18 protein-coding genes are annotated in these 14,017 nt (G+C 54.1%); 7 read left to right on the forward strand and 11 right to left on the reverse strand.

Annotated features, from left to right (window positions below):
- Positions 1-21 precede the first annotated feature (21 nt).
- The 5 genes from A4E19_09580 to A4E19_09600 all read left to right on the forward strand — a co-directional run bounded on the left by A4E19_09580 (position 22) and on the right by A4E19_09600 (position 5,963).
- Positions 22-420 carry a hypothetical protein gene (locus A4E19_09580; protein ID OQW30550.1) on the forward strand — a complete coding sequence of 133 codons (399 nt, stop codon included), beginning with the start codon at positions 22-24 and terminating at the stop codon, positions 418-420.
- Positions 421-557: 137 nt separating this feature from the next.
- On the forward strand, positions 558-1,109 hold the full coding sequence (locus tag A4E19_09585; protein OQW30551.1) for a hypothetical protein: 552 nt from the start codon (positions 558-560) through the stop codon (positions 1,107-1,109).
- The gene (locus A4E19_09590) at positions 1,087-2,493 is read left to right on the forward strand and encodes an NAD(P)(+) transhydrogenase (GenBank protein OQW30552.1); all 1,407 of its coding nucleotides are present in this window, start codon (positions 1,087-1,089) and stop codon (positions 2,491-2,493) included. Before A4E19_09585 ends, A4E19_09590 begins: the two co-directional genes overlap by 23 nt.
- 249 nt (positions 2,494-2,742) lie before the next feature.
- Positions 2,743-4,143 carry a transporter gene (locus tag A4E19_09595; protein OQW30602.1) on the forward strand — a complete coding sequence of 467 codons (1,401 nt, stop codon included), beginning with the start codon at positions 2,743-2,745 and terminating at the stop codon, positions 4,141-4,143.
- 119 nt (positions 4,144-4,262) lie between these two features.
- Positions 4,263-5,963, forward strand: coding sequence for a hypothetical protein (locus A4E19_09600; GenBank protein OQW30553.1), 1,701 nt, complete (start codon positions 4,263-4,265; stop codon positions 5,961-5,963).
- Positions 5,964-6,025: 62 nt separating this feature from the next.
- Here A4E19_09600 and A4E19_09605 read toward each other — a convergent pair whose 3' ends face one another.
- The 11 genes from A4E19_09605 to A4E19_09655 form a co-directional block, all read right to left on the reverse strand.
- Positions 6,026-7,483 (reverse strand): ABC transporter permease, encoded by a 1,458-nt coding sequence (locus A4E19_09605; GenBank protein OQW30554.1) that lies wholly within the window; start codon positions 7,481-7,483, stop codon positions 6,026-6,028.
- A gap of 6 nt (positions 7,484-7,489) precedes the next feature.
- Positions 7,490-7,741 (reverse strand): hypothetical protein, encoded by a 252-nt coding sequence (locus A4E19_09610; GenBank protein ID OQW30555.1) that lies wholly within the window; start codon positions 7,739-7,741, stop codon positions 7,490-7,492.
- Positions 7,716-8,165 (reverse strand): hypothetical protein, encoded by a 450-nt coding sequence (locus tag A4E19_09615; GenBank protein ID OQW30556.1) that lies wholly within the window; start codon positions 8,163-8,165, stop codon positions 7,716-7,718. Before A4E19_09615 ends, A4E19_09610 begins: the two co-directional genes overlap by 26 nt.
- Before the next feature lie 50 nt (positions 8,166-8,215).
- Positions 8,216-8,500 carry a rhodanese gene (locus A4E19_09620; protein OQW30557.1) on the reverse strand — a complete coding sequence of 95 codons (285 nt, stop codon included), beginning with the start codon at positions 8,498-8,500 and terminating at the stop codon, positions 8,216-8,218.
- A gap of 28 nt (positions 8,501-8,528) precedes the next feature.
- On the reverse strand, positions 8,529-8,849 hold the full coding sequence (locus A4E19_09625) for a hypothetical protein (protein ID OQW30558.1): 321 nt from the start codon (positions 8,847-8,849) through the stop codon (positions 8,529-8,531).
- Positions 8,850-8,873: 24 nt separating this feature from the next.
- On the reverse strand, positions 8,874-9,083 hold the full coding sequence (locus tag A4E19_09630) for a hypothetical protein (protein OQW30559.1): 210 nt from the start codon (positions 9,081-9,083) through the stop codon (positions 8,874-8,876).
- 336 nt (positions 9,084-9,419) lie between these two features.
- Positions 9,420-9,767 carry a 4Fe-4S ferredoxin gene (locus A4E19_09635; GenBank protein ID OQW30560.1) on the reverse strand — a complete coding sequence of 116 codons (348 nt, stop codon included), beginning with the start codon at positions 9,765-9,767 and terminating at the stop codon, positions 9,420-9,422.
- Between the two features lie 41 nt (positions 9,768-9,808).
- Positions 9,809-10,024, reverse strand: a complete 216-nt coding sequence (locus A4E19_09640) for a hypothetical protein (GenBank protein OQW30561.1) — start codon at positions 10,022-10,024, stop codon at positions 9,809-9,811.
- Between the two features lie 36 nt (positions 10,025-10,060).
- Positions 10,061-10,474: a Fe-S cluster assembly scaffold IscU gene (locus A4E19_09645; GenBank protein ID OQW30562.1), complete on the reverse strand. Its 414-nt coding sequence runs from the start codon at positions 10,472-10,474 to the stop codon at positions 10,061-10,063.
- Between the two features lie 48 nt (positions 10,475-10,522).
- Entirely contained in the window at positions 10,523-10,711 is a 189-nt protein-coding gene (locus A4E19_09650) for a hypothetical protein (protein OQW30563.1), read from the reverse strand.
- Between the two features lie 196 nt (positions 10,712-10,907).
- The gene (locus A4E19_09655; GenBank protein ID OQW30564.1) at positions 10,908-12,332 is read right to left on the reverse strand and encodes a hypothetical protein; all 1,425 of its coding nucleotides are present in this window, start codon (positions 12,330-12,332) and stop codon (positions 10,908-10,910) included.
- Between the two features lie 472 nt (positions 12,333-12,804).
- On the opposite strand from A4E19_09655, the gene A4E19_09660 reads away from it, so the two are divergent.
- Both A4E19_09660 and A4E19_09665 read left to right on the forward strand, forming a co-directional pair.
- Positions 12,805-13,443 (forward strand): hypothetical protein, encoded by a 639-nt coding sequence (locus tag A4E19_09660; protein ID OQW30565.1) that lies wholly within the window; start codon positions 12,805-12,807, stop codon positions 13,441-13,443.
- Positions 13,444-13,586: 143 nt separating this feature from the next.
- Positions 13,587-14,015 carry a hypothetical protein gene (locus tag A4E19_09665; protein ID OQW30566.1) on the forward strand — a complete coding sequence of 143 codons (429 nt, stop codon included), beginning with the start codon at positions 13,587-13,589 and terminating at the stop codon, positions 14,013-14,015.
- Positions 14,016-14,017 lie beyond the last annotated feature (2 nt).

Here is a 14,017-nt window from a genome sequence, read left to right on the forward strand (position 1 = left end):
CCGCATGACAGGAGAAGAAGTATGGTCATGAACAACGTTCTTGTTGTTCTAATTTTCGTTTTTCTCGCCGGGTATACGGCTCCGGATGTCTCGCGGGCGGACAAACACGTCCTTGGTCCACTAGAGGCAGAGAGGCGATCACCCGTACGTGCTGAAGCTGAAACAATTATCGGACCGGTCCCGAGTGAGCAAGGTTTGTCGCGGCGCGGGAAGCAGCCGGCCTGGAATGGAATGAGCTTGGTACATCCGGATCCGCATCATCTTCCCGGCAGCGAGCCGCACCACCCTACTTTTTACCGGAACAACCATGTGCCCGACGGTGCAGCGTTCATGTTCAGTTGGCCGTTTGAGGGTCTGACAACACCTGAAAATGCGAACTTCAACCAGGAAAATGAGTGGGCGGGTTCGTATTCAAGGTGACGTGACGGTACTGACTCTCGTGAGTAACTATCTGTCGAGGCCTAGATTCCACTCCATGTAGAGGGGCATACACGATGACGAATCCAGACGTCGGCAGGAGACGACTCCTTCAAACGGTTCTTTCAGGAACGGCCCTTGTGGCAGCCACGGGAATCCAGCTTGCCTCCGCCCGAACGTTTTATGCCCAAACCATGCCGAGTCCCGATGAAGCTCTGCATGAATTGTTCGCAGGCAACCAGCGCTTTGCCGCGAATCAACCGAGATCGATCACGCACAATTTGATCATCAGGAAAGAGCGTACGGTCAATAAACATGAGCCGTTTGCGGCAGTCCTTGCCTGTGCCGATTCTCGCATACCCGTGGAGCCGGTGTTTGATCAAACGATGGGTCATATCTTTGTCACGTGGGTGGCAGGTAATGTGGTGAATCCTGAAATTGCGTCCAGCCCCGAATTCGGCGTAGCGGTCCTTGGAATCAAAGCGCTTCTTGTGATCAACCATAGTAACTGCAGGGCCTTGAGAGCCGCGATGACGACCGATAGCGTCTCCGGACAAATCAGTGTGTTATATCAGCGCATCTATCCGGCAATAGAACAGTCCGGCGTTAATATCGATAAAGCCATTCAAGCCAATGCATCGAGTGGACTCTCGGTAGCCGTGAAGTCGTATGAAAGATCAGCCGACTTTTGATTTCGATTTGCTGTGCATCGGAAGCGGACCGGCCGGACAGCGCGCTGCTGTCCAAGCTGCCAAACTCGGTAAGCGCACGGCGATCGTGGAGCGAGGTCACCTCATTGGAGGGGTCTGTGTCGACACGGGAACAATTCCTAGTAAAACGTTCCGTGAAGCGGTTCTGGCAGTGATGGATGGAACCGGATTCGAAGAAGGGTTTGGCCGCCCCGTCGCCCGGTCTCGCCCCAGCGCGCAGGCGCTCATGGCACGAGTCGCCGAAGTCGAATACAGACAAGCCGAGATAATCCGGGACCAACTTCAGCGCAACGACGTGACCGTTTTCATGGGTGAAGCCAGCTTTCAGGATTCTCATACGGTGACGGTGACTAGAGATGGCCAAGCTGCGACAGTGCAAGCAGCCAACATCCTGATCGCCGTCGGAACGGTGCCGGCACCGCCGCCTGGCATGCTCACGGAATCGAAGCTTGTCGTCACGAGTGATGAGCTGCTGCAGATCACATGTCTCCCGCGACGATTCTCGGTGATAGGGGCCGGCGTCATTGGGATCGAATATGCCTCGATGTTCGCAGCGCTCGGTATAGACGTGACCGTTGTCGACAAGCGGGAGCGTCCATTGGAGTTTCTCGATGGAGAACTGGTCGACGAATTACTCCACCAAATGCGGAATGCCGGCATCACCTTTCGACTAGGAGAAGCGGTGGAGCGGCTTGAGGCCGTCGCGAAGCCATCTCCAGGCGTCGTGATCTTTCTGGAATCAGGCAAGCGACTGGTCTCAGATCTGACGCTATTTAGTGCGGGGCGGCAGGGTGCGACTGATCGATTGAATCTGTCCGCCGCAGGACTCAAGGCGGATGAGCGCGGACGGTTGAGGGTCGACAGTGAATACCGTACGAGCGTCCAGCATATTTTAGCCGCCGGAGATGTCATTGGATTTCCCAGCCTCGCAACCACCTCTGCCGAGCAGGGCCGCCTTGCCGCTTGCGCCGCGTTTGGCATAGACGCGGAGCCCATGGCGTCCCATTTCCCCATCGGGATCTACGCGATCCCCGAAGTATCGGCCGTCGGAGAACCTGAGCATGTGTTGACGACGAAGAAGGTCCCATACGAGAGCGGCGTGGCCCGCTATCGGGAGATCGCGCGCGGCCACATCATGGGCGATGACAGCGGTTTTCTCAAGATGCTGTTTCATCGAGAAGACCACCGTCTCTTGGGAGTTCACGCAGTCGGTACCGGCGCGACAGAGCTGATCCATATCGGCCAGGCTGTATTGGGGCTGCGAGGCGGTCTTGATTACTTTTTGTCGACCGCCTTCAATTATCCCACCCTGGCTGAATGTTACAAGGTCGCCGCATTGGATGCCTTCAATAAGCTTTCGGCATAAGAAGGAACCGACGGAATCTCCAGTCACAGGAATCCGCATACCGAGATGATCGTCAACCGTCTTATGGGACCATCGGGCACATGTTCGTCGGAATGGATCAGATCTATCATCGATTGCTAGGCGGCTCCATTCGCCAAACAGTCCTGCAAGCTGACTTCTTGAATAGAAAGGAGCACATTTATGAGACTCGTATGGCCCATTTTCAGCTGGCTTCTTATGCTTCCAGGTATCACCTGCGCCGGCCAGGCTGTGGAAGCGGATCCAGTCAAATTGCTCCCGGTTATCCCACTCAGCCTTGACGAACTTCATTCAAGGATTGATCGGACTCATCCGCTCCTCAGGGGGGCCGGAGCAGAAAAGACGATCGCCAGGGGACAGATGTTGAAGGCACTTGGTGCGTTTGAGCCGACTCTTGTGAACGACACGGAGCTTGAACGTTTTATTTCGAGCACCGAACCCGGCAAGGGCACTCAAACCGTCGGTTTTAACGACACGCTAGTCGAAGCGCTGCACCCATCGGGTTTTAGAGGCAGCGCCGGATTTCGTCAGGCGATCGGCGACGCGAGAATACCGGACCTGTCGTTCGGTGACGGGAATCAACAAGTCATTCTGGGCGGCTTTTTACCCTTGCTGAGAGGCCTGATGATCAACCCTGAACGCGCAGAACTACAGCGATCAGAGCTGGCCGACCCTCTCGCAGAAATCAAAATCTCTCAAACTAGACAAGGTCTTTTCTTGGCGGCGGCCCATCAATTCTGGGACTGGGTGTCGGCGGCCAAATTACTGGACGTTCAGAAGCGAGCCTTGACCGTTGCGGAAGATCGATATAAACAGGTGGAGGAGCGTGCAAAAGCCGGTGTGGTGGCTCCCATTGATGTCACGGAAGCCGGTCAGGAAGTACATCGGCGACGGGAAGTGACCATCGCCGCCAAGAGATTACTCGAGCAGGAGTCGTTCAAGCTTTCGATGTTCTTATGGGATAAAGGCTCTCCGACGACTCCGCCGTTGGATCGTGTTCCTGATTTTTCGATGGACAAACCGGTCCCGACCTTTGAAGAGATCATGGCACACAAGGTAGAAGCCATGAGGGAACGGCCGGAAGTGAAAGCGCTCGAGGTGGAGGCGAGGATCAACAACATTGACCTCGTGTTGGCGAAGAACAATCTGCTTCCAAGCCTCAATTTGGAGGCAGCACCGGCGCGTTCCCCGGAGAAATTTGTTCTCGGGTTGGGATACCGCTTCGGTGTCGAACTGAGAATCCCCCTGTTCCAACGCCGCAGTCGCGGTGAGGTGCTCCAGGCACAAGGCCAGGCGGAGCGACTGGTGGTGGCGCAACTGTACCGGGAAAACCAAGTCGTGGTCGATATCGACAATGCGCGGTCTGCGATTCAGCGAGCAAGAGAGCGAATAGAAGAGGCGTCGCAAGCTCTCCGTCTCGTTGAACTCGTCGAAGAAGGAGAGCGATATCGTTTCAGCATTGGAACAAGCAGCGTGCTGTTCGTCAATCTTCGCGAACGCAACACCATCGATTCACAAGGTCAGGTTATTCGGGCAAAGGCTGAGTACCACAAAGCCTTGGCCTTGTACCAGTGGGCCATTGGAGCATGGGCGAAAAGCCCGCACGAGGCCGTGCGAATCAGTTACCGCTAAGAGATGATCTAACGACGACCGCGGCTGCGTTTTCGCCGGCGTGAAGAACAGCAGACTTCCATCTGAAGTCGGGAGAGTCTTGTGTCTCGACGGCGTGAATCTCTTTGATCAATAGTCATATGACCAAATCACCGGGAGCAACCCATCCGAACCTCTTTCAAGTCCTCAAGCACCTCGGAATGTTCTTTCGACTCGAGCGCAGAATTCTGGTTCTCGTCGTCTCCTATGCACTCGTGATCGGGCTCTTCTCACTGATCGTTCCCTTGACGGTTCAGGAATTGGTCAATACGTTTTCCTTTGCCATCCAACCGGTCATGATCGCCACGCTGGCCATCATTATGGTCGTCGTGCTGGCGGTAGTCGGAGCATTCCGAGCACTCCAGTACTATGCCGTCGAGGTGCTCCAGCGTCGACTCTTTGTCAGGACTGCTTTCGCGATGGCCCAAAAACTCCCCATGGTGTCATTACAAGGGTTCAGACCTCGGGTATCAAACTACTTTATGGAAACGGCGTTCATGCAGCGCGCATTGTCGGTCCTGCTCGTGGACCTGATCCATGTGCTGGTCGGCGGCATGATCGGCATGACGATTTTGGTGTTCTATCATCCGTACTTCGCCCTTTTCGATATCATGTTGCTGCTCGGGTCCGGCTTCATCTTCTTCGTGCTCTCTCGCGGAGGGCTGCGGACCACCATCGAAATGTCTCACGCCAAATATGATGTTCTGCACTGGATTCAGGACATCTCGAGGAACTTGCTGCACATCAAAGCAACCGACAGCCGAGCATTGCTCATGGAGAAGACCGATGACCTTGCGAAGAAGTATATGGAATGCCGACGGGCGCGATTCGCCGTCCTTTTACGCCAATTTATCGCCTCGGTAGGGGGACAAGCCCTGGCTCACAGTGGCGCCCTGGCCCTAGCTGGCTGGCTCCTGTCCAGTGATCAGTTAACTCTCGGCCAGCTGGTGGCGGTGGAGGTGGTGGTCGGGAGCCTGCTCGTTAACTTTGATGCCGTAGTCAAGAGTATGGGACAGGTGTATTTTTTCTTCACGGCTTTGGAGGAACTGAATGCGTTCTTCGCGCTTCCGAAAGACCAGCTCCATCTGCCTCCGACAGCATCGGTAACCTTGCCGGATCCAAAAATCCATGGCATCCGAGTCACCTGTCAAGGATTGGGCATGGTCAAGGACAGTCTATCGCTGTTCGACAATCTTGACCTGGATGTCGTTGCCGGCGAAAAAGTTGCGATTTACACCAAGACGACGATGGCTCGAATGTCCTTGGCCAAAGTCTTGGCCGGCCTCGAAGTGCCGACCTACGGTCTTGTTTTCTATAACGACGTTGATCTCCGACATCTCGACCTGAGGGTCATCAACAGGTGCCGTGGCTTTATGATCGATTCGCAGCTGTCACTGATTGACGGGACCATTGCGGACAATATCGTCTGGAGACGTTCCTATGTCTCCTACGACGATGTCCGCTGGGCGCTGGGATTGACTCAGCTTCAAGAAGAGGTCAGAACCCTTCCGCAAGGCATCAATTCCCACATCAGTGCTCTCGGAGAGATTCTTGCGCCAACTCATGTGTTGCGCATTCTCCTCGCACGCGCCATCCTGGGTCGTCCGCAACTCCTGGTCTTCGACGGCATGATTCATGACATGCAACCTGCGCTGCGAGACAGTATCCTACAGCGAATCTGCTCGAAAGATGAGCCCTGGACGGTGATTTTCGTCTCGAACGATCCTAAGCTCACTTCCTATGTCGATCGCCGCATCACACTTGATGATTTCGCCCGCCAAGTACCGATGTTGCCTTCTTGAACATTCCCTCATATCAGTACCACTTGCGCCGATCCGCATGAGACCTGCGCGTCTCAGAATGATTATTTCGAGCCCCGCCCCGCTTTTGGCAGAAGGATATCGATCACCGTGTGAGATCGTTCTAGATAATCGGGTGGAAATAAGTTGAAGCGGCGCCACAATTCATACCAGAGGGGCACGCGGTTTAAGATGACCCAACCCATCACCTTTGTACCCTGTCGCACATGAGATTGTTCCGGCCATGCACGATCATTGGGATCGGGGACGACCCAGAATCGGTAATTCCCTTTTCCATCGTCGACTTGATCGATAACTTTAATGATGCCGGAATAAGTACCGGCCATGAGTTCGGGCCAGGCCGGCAGGGGGATCGCAGGGATACCATAGAAGAGGATCTTGACCTTTCGCCCAACATTCAGCAAAGGGGCGTCCAGTCCATCCGCCGTCATCTCCACCGCCTTGTCCGTACTGGTAGGAGAGAGTCGGATCAACGTATCACCTTGGCGCACGGTCTCGCCGATGCCGACCTTGGCCATCTTGACGACGGTCCCGTCGATCGGAGCTAAAATCTTGCCGACCAGACGACGTTGTTCTGCGTTTGACAGGCGGAGCGAGACGTCGGCAAGTTGGTCGGCGACTCTTGCCGCTTCGGCCACCGAGGCATCGCGACCCGCCTCCGCATCGAGCAACCGCTGTAACATTTCCGCATTGACTTGGTCGCGACCGAAGCTGAGCGATTTCATCGCCCCTTCGGCTGCCTGTAGATTCGCACGCGCCCCTTCGAGTTCGGCCTGACTGGCCGTGTCTCCTTGGATGGCCAATTCCAGTTCTCGCTGGGACACCAGACCTCTCTTCGACAGTTGTCTATGCCGTTCGACATTCAGCGCCGCTGTCGTCGCGGCGATTTTGGCCGCCTCGACTTTCTGGTGCGCTTCGCGTACTTTGTTCCCGGCTTCGACCACGCGAGCCTCTGCCGATGGCACGGCGGCTTTCACGAGGTTTCGCATTTCGACGATCCGCTTATCCAGCTGATCGACCCTTGTGAGTGCTGCCTGCTGAGTCTTCTCCAGTGCTTTTTTGCGTTGATCCAAAAACACCAGTAAGTGAGGGGACATGAAATTGGGATCATTGTCCTCCAGTTCAAGAATAAGATGACCTTCTTTAACCTGGTCACCTTCCAATACATGCCATTTCTTGATACGGCCCGTAATCTGCGCCTCGATGTCTTGCGGCCGCTCGTATGGTGTATAGGCCGACATTTGGCCTGTCACGGTTATCGTCTGAGTCCAAGGAACGAAAATGAGGACCACCAGGAAAAGTAGGACCAACGTGACGGGGAAATACGAGGAAAATCTCCAGCCATCCGGAAGTTGAGTGGCCTTCCACGATTGCAGGTTGGTTGAGACAGCGAACCTGTCGAGGGCTACATCGTCCGATTCGACCTCGCCTTGAATGAGAGAGTGGACCTCCCTTTTCAGGTCCAGAGATGGATTCTCCACGGAATCGCCCTTGTTGCTCATGATAAATCAGTTGACGGCAAGCGGCCATTGAAGAAACCTGAAAGCTCTCATACGTTCATCATAGGAAGAACTTGTTTCCTCGTCAATTTGTCTTGGGATGCGATCGCTGGGAGGTTCGACCCTCGTCCGAATGATGACCGTGATCCCCTCGAATCCGCCACGAAGCGTGTCGACCCGCCGCAAAAGCTGTTGATAGCCTTCCGCAACCCCTGTGATCCTGCCTAACACATAGTCAGAGATGGGTCGATAGGAGTCCATCGGTTGTTCTGCAGTCGACGCTAATGTGGCACGCACGATCTTGTCGTACGGCAATGATGCCGACAGCTCGAAGTGAAGCTTCCCCTCCATTCGATTGGTCTTCAGCAGGTCTTGCGTGAGTGTTCAACCAACGCTGCAAGTCTTCCGAGTCCGCTCGCATGATATGAGACGTAATGATTTCCCGCTGCTTCAAGTGAACTTGTTCAAATTTATAGGCCTGATCAATGGCGGCAGAAAAAAGTGAATTTTGCATCAACAACAAATGATAGTAAGTCTCGATGTACACAATGGCATCGACGATGTCTTTCAGACGCGAGGGATCGTCTTGCGAAGCTTCCACACTGATCCAGTACCGTTCTCGCCCTTGGGTATCCGGTGTGATGTTCGTCACGACGCGGGTTTGCTCGCCATGATCGCACACCATCGGGCTGGGATTTATCGATACCGCCGTACTGTCGGGTCAACTTGTACAGACTATGCATCTATCCCGCCGACGAGGTTTCTCACGCTCGTATAGCCTTGCTGTAGGAGAAATCCAGCGGCGTCGGCACTTCGCATCCCGTGATGGCAGTACGCGACGATCTCCGCGTTTTGATCCAACATCGCGAGGGACTGTGGAAGGGTGCGAGCGGGATGAAGTGGGTTGCCCTCTAGCTTGGCGAGCGCGTATTCCCATGGCTCTCGTACATCGAGAAGAAACGGCTTATCTCCTTTGTCGACCCGGTCTTTCAGCTCACGAGGAGTAATCGTCGGTATCATCGCCTTCGCCTTCTCTCTTGAAGATTTCTCATGCGCTAAATGAGCTTCCACAACCGCATGTCGTCTTGGCTTGAGGGTTTTTGATCGAGAAGCCGGATCCCTGCACGCTGTCCAAATATTCGACCTCGGCGCCTTGGAGCAAAGGAGCACTCTGGGAATCCATGATGATCTTAAGGTCGCCTTGCTCGATCACAGTGTCGTCTTCGGCGATCTTGGCCTCAAATGCCATGCCATATTGGTATCCGTGGCAACCCCCGCCACGGACATAGATGCGTAATCCCACCGCCTCAGGTTCTTGCTGGATGAACTCACGAATCTTTTGTTCTGCACCCGATGAGATAGTCAACATCGCTAACTCCTTTCGTTGTCCGAATCACGAGATGAAGACGAGCGACAAATTACCGATCTCGGTCCACGACCGCACCGCAAGCTCCTGTTGGGCACTGCAAGAGCGGAGCAGCAGGAGCATGCCGAGAAATAGGCCAATGATGACTGGCCAGATCATCGATAGAGCACCGAGAACTAGGATGAGCGTTATCGCATCCAATGTATGTTGGAGGAGCGGGCTCTTGGTCGTGATCATCAGACCCTCTCCAGTCTCCTCTCGACTGGATCACACAAGTAATTGGATGCGGAGAGAGTCGTCAATGAAATCCCCGTTCGCACGTTGTGTTCCCAACTGTGCCAGGGGCAGGTGACGACTTTTCCCTCGAGTTCGCCTTCGCTCAGCGGACCACCGCGATGGGCACAGGTGTTGTCTAGGGCAAAGAAGGCCCGTCCCGTTGAAGATCGCGATAGACCGGCCGTTAATTTCCACGGCAAGACCGCTGCCAGGAGAAACTTCACTCATTCCGTCAATCCTGACGTACTCACCCATGACTGTCTCCGACTGTGTCTCCTCACAAAGCGAATCGGCAGTTTAACCTCGGACTCCGCTCCAGACCTTTTCAGGATGAATCTCCTTGTCTGGATTGAGCTGTTTTGCCCGTTCAAGCAGCACCTCTTTCGATTCCGGGTAGGCCGGATCCGAAATGCAACAGTTATCCACGGGGCACACGGCCGCGCATTGCGGCTCGTCGAAATGGCCGACACACTCCGTGCAACGCTCATGTGTGATGACATAAATGCTGTCACCGATGCCTTGCCCATCTCCCACGTGATGCCCCTTCGCTTCGGCGTCGCTGCGCGTTTCAAAAATAGCTTCGTTGGGACATTCCGGCAGACAAGCTCCGCAAGAGATGCATTCGTCTGTGATCAATAGCGCCATAAGACAATCTCCTCAACTTCCTCGAACGGTGATCGATTTTCTCAGCGAACATTCCACAGATGGCGGACCGCGAGGGGCAGCCTGGCACGGTCAATCATCGGCTGAGGGGGCGATCTCCTATGCTTCATAATGACGGGATCGAGTACCTCGCCGCAGATCAAGCAACGCCACGCCACGAATCGGCACTGCCCGGTCTCGTCCTGAATGTCGAGGTAATCGTCTTGCATCATGTATCCCTTGCAGCGAGGACAGTTCATCAGGTTCCCTCCATATCGACATTGGTATGGTCAGGGTTACACCGTTGTGTACTCCGATACTGTCGTGCGACTAGCGGTGTTCTTCTGCTGAAAGTCGGTCAATGCCGCCTTGATGGCATCTTCCGCCAAGACGGAACAGTGAATCTTGACCGGGGGAAGGTTCAGTTCCTGCACAATATCCGTGTTCTTGATCTTGGCGGCTTCCGCGAGCGTTTTCCCCTTGAGCCATTCCGTCGCCAAACTCGAACTGGCGATGGCCGACCCACAGCCGAACGTCTTGAACTTCGCGTCGACGATCGTATCATCTTGCACCTTAATCTGAAGCTTCATCACGTCGCCGCACTCCGGCGCTCCGACCATACCGGTTCCGACCTGGGGATCCGCTTTTGAAAAGCTCCCCATGTTGCGCGGACGATTGAAATGATCCACGACCTTCTCGCTGTACGCCATGATGCCGTCCTCCTTTGGTGACTCTAATACCGAAGGGTTTGAAACTGCTTAATGCCACAGAGCCCGCCCTTCCGCTTGGGCGACTCGTTCGATAACCTTTAAGCCGAGCCGAATGAGCCCGGTCTCGTCGACGAGGTGAACCAATCGATTAAATTCGATCGTCTCGCCCTCCATTTCTGTGCCCGTTGCTTCCTGTTGATCGAAACCTAATAGCAAGGGAGAATCCCCTGCGTGCATAGACGCGTCCTTCCTGGAGGAAATTTAAGACGGGTGAACCGTCTAATCCGTTCTTGTGCAGATCCAATGCCAATGACACTCAAAAAAGCGGATGCTGAAGCGTTTGATTTATTGGAAGTTTCTTGCAGGAAGATAGAGGAGATCAGCTGTAATGTTTCAGAATGAAACTGCTAATTTATAATATGCATATTATCAATTACTTATGAGTGTCAATTTGGAAGGAATAGGACCGTTTTGAATCAGATACGCGGAGCAGCTTGTAGTGTTTGATTCGCCTGAGAAGGGTTGATCGACTAAGTCCCAGTATTTTGCAGGTGCGCTTGTAGTCCCAGTTGGTTTGCTCAAGCGCCTGCACGATAGCTTCTTGTTCCAGGACGGCAAGGGTGGCTCCGCCATCTTTTTCATTTTCACTCGGTGACCTTTCTTGCCGAGACCGATCCGATAATAAGTAGTCGGGGAGATGTTCGGATCGGATGGTGTGGTCCGGGCATCGAATGAACGCATGCTCGAGGATGTTCTCTAACTCTCGTACGTTACCTGGGTACCGATGGGCCTCTAGGAGTTTCAGGGCTGGTCCGTCGATGTGCCTGACATTTTTGCCCATCGTGCGATTGAGTCGTGTAATCGAATGTTCGATAAGCGGCAGCAGGTCCTCCTTGCGCTCACGGAGGGAAGGGACTCGGATCGGGAACACCTGCAATCGATAGTAGAGATCGTCCCGGAATTTCCCTTCTTCAACTGCCGCGGCCAAATTCTTGTTCGTCGCTGCGACCACCCGCACATCAACTTTCACCGTCTTGTTCCCGCCGACTTTTTCGAACTCCGATTCTTGAAGTACTCTCAAGAGTTTGACCTGTGCCAGAGGAGTGATGTCCGCAATTTCATCCAGAAAGATGGTCCCCTTGTTCGCCATCTCGAATCTTCCCAGACGATCGCTAATGGCACCCGTGAAAGCGCCCTTGACATGGCCGAATAGCTCGCTTTCCAAAACCCCTTCTGCTAGGGCGGCACAGTTCACGGCGACGAATGGCTGATCTCGCCTGGGGCTCAACCGATGGATCTCACGGGCGATCAATTCTTTTCCCGTCCCGCTCTCTCCTTCAATCAGTACGGTTGCTTTCGCATTGGCAACCTGCGGCAGAAGATCAAGGATTCCTTGCAACGTTTTACTTCGCGCCACGAGGGGACCGCGTACCCTATTCCCAATCTGTTGCTCGAGCTTTGCCTTGAGCTCGTTGATTTGGCTTAAGTCACGATAGGTTTCGACAATACCGATCAAGTTTCCGGTCTCATCGCGGAGCAAATCCGTGTTCAAACTCACTGGAATCTTCCGACCGTCCTTGTTCTGGATGACGGTTTCGTAATTTCTGACTTTCTCTCTGTTCCTAATGGCGCGTTCCAAGATGCAGTCCGGAGTCGAGCAGATGGAACCCTGGACCAACAGATGGCAGCTCGGCAGTTGTGCCAACGGCTCACCCTCTTCGTACCCGAGTAGCTCACGCATCGCTCGGTTCATGTACCGAATCTTCATATCGAGGCCGATCGTAACCACCCCATCGCCGATGCAGTCCAGGAGGATCGCTTCTTCGTAATGTTTCTTATCGATAGCTGGGGTGCTCATTGGCGTCTAAGTGTTGATATTATATCTCCTGTGTCCTTCTTCAATGCAACATGCGCAACGCATTGGCTGACCTCAGGGATGATTGGCCGCAAATTCAGCTTATACCTATTGCATGTTCAGCAAGACTTCCATGTTGCATCAGAGTCGTTCTGGATTGTGCCTGGAGTGTCAGATGGTTAAGCTGCGTGGGCCATCACAGGGACTGCTTACTGCTCACGCTGGAATACCAGCAAACGATGCCTGCGCGACACATCAGCATCAGCATCTATTTTTATGATTGCTTTGATGCAATTTATCTATTTGCCCGTGAACAGCGCGATTGTTTACGTGTTAGTAACATGACGTTTACATGATGGATACAAGGATGCCTTAAGTCATACCTGCCCGTATGGGTGTGCACAACCGTACAAGAATATCGGCAGAACGGCAGGGAAAGATTCCGTTCGCTTGCCATTAAGGAGGAAGGGTGGTCATGAGCAAAATGTATTGGTCCATGGCGCTACTGATATCCACCGTCGTCGGCTTAGGGAGTTGCGCGCATGAATGGAGCTCGTTGTCGGAGCCTCATCCCGTCACTGCGGCGGATCTCCAGGCTGTCTTGCGTGATGAATGGTCGCGACATCTTTTTTGGATTCGCAACGTCGTCTTGGATAACGCGAAAAACGATCTGCGATCTCGGGATTTTGCGGAGAAAGCGGTGGCTGCCAATGCAAGAGATATAGCGCGGACGTTTAGGCCGTTCTACGGCGATGCAACTTCTGAACGGCTCCGCACTTTACTGACCAAGCACTACGAAGCCGTCAGAGCCTATTCCCTGGCCACCGTGGCCGGGAATACCCGACAGCAGGATGCGGCAAAAGCGCAATTAACCTCGAACATCGACGAGATTGCGTCATTTTTCAGCGGGATCAATCCCCACCTTTCCAAGGAGGCTGTTCGTACTCTATTTGCCGCTCATGTCGACCATCATGTGGCTCAAATACACAAGTTTCAAGACAAAGACTACGCCGGTGAGGAAGAGACCTGGCCGGCGATGGAGCATCACATCTACGTCATCGCCGATACACTAGCAGCCGCCTTGGTAAAACAGTTTCCGAAGAAGTTCGCGTAGCCTAGCGGAAAGAGACCTCGGACGGCGTTAGGGCGCTGGGTGGAAGGCGATCCACCGGTGAGGGAATTGCCTCGCGAGCCTTTAGGAAGCTAGAGTCTCTGAGGAACGAGGGTACAAATACCGGTTCATTCAATTGAACAGCCATGACCGCACCGAAAACCCAATCGTCGATCCTTGCCAGATGTTCTAACTTCTTCTACCTGGTTATGGGTATGATCTGGTCTGCTGGAGTCTGGGCTACCGGACCAATGGAAGCCATGTCGGCGCAGACCCAGAGTGATCCAAAGCCACCGACGAAGGTTGAAGGGGATGCCCGAATGGGGAAGGTCCTCTTCGACCAGCACTGCGTGACATGCCATGGGCCAAAGGGCCGAGGTGACGGCCTTGAGATTGCCGGAGCGACCGTTGCAGATCTATCCTCGCCCACCACGCAACGAAAGCTGAACACCGACCTGCTCGCAACCATTCACGACGGACGCCCAGGCAAGGTCATGCCATCATGGGGATATAGGCTCTCTAAGGAGCAGTCCAGAGATGTGCTGGCGTACATTCGCACGTTGAGGAGGAAATGAGG

The sequence above is a fragment of the Nitrospira sp. SG-bin1 genome, from assembly GCA_002083365.1.
GTDB lineage: Bacteria > Nitrospirota > Nitrospiria > Nitrospirales > Nitrospiraceae > Nitrospira_D.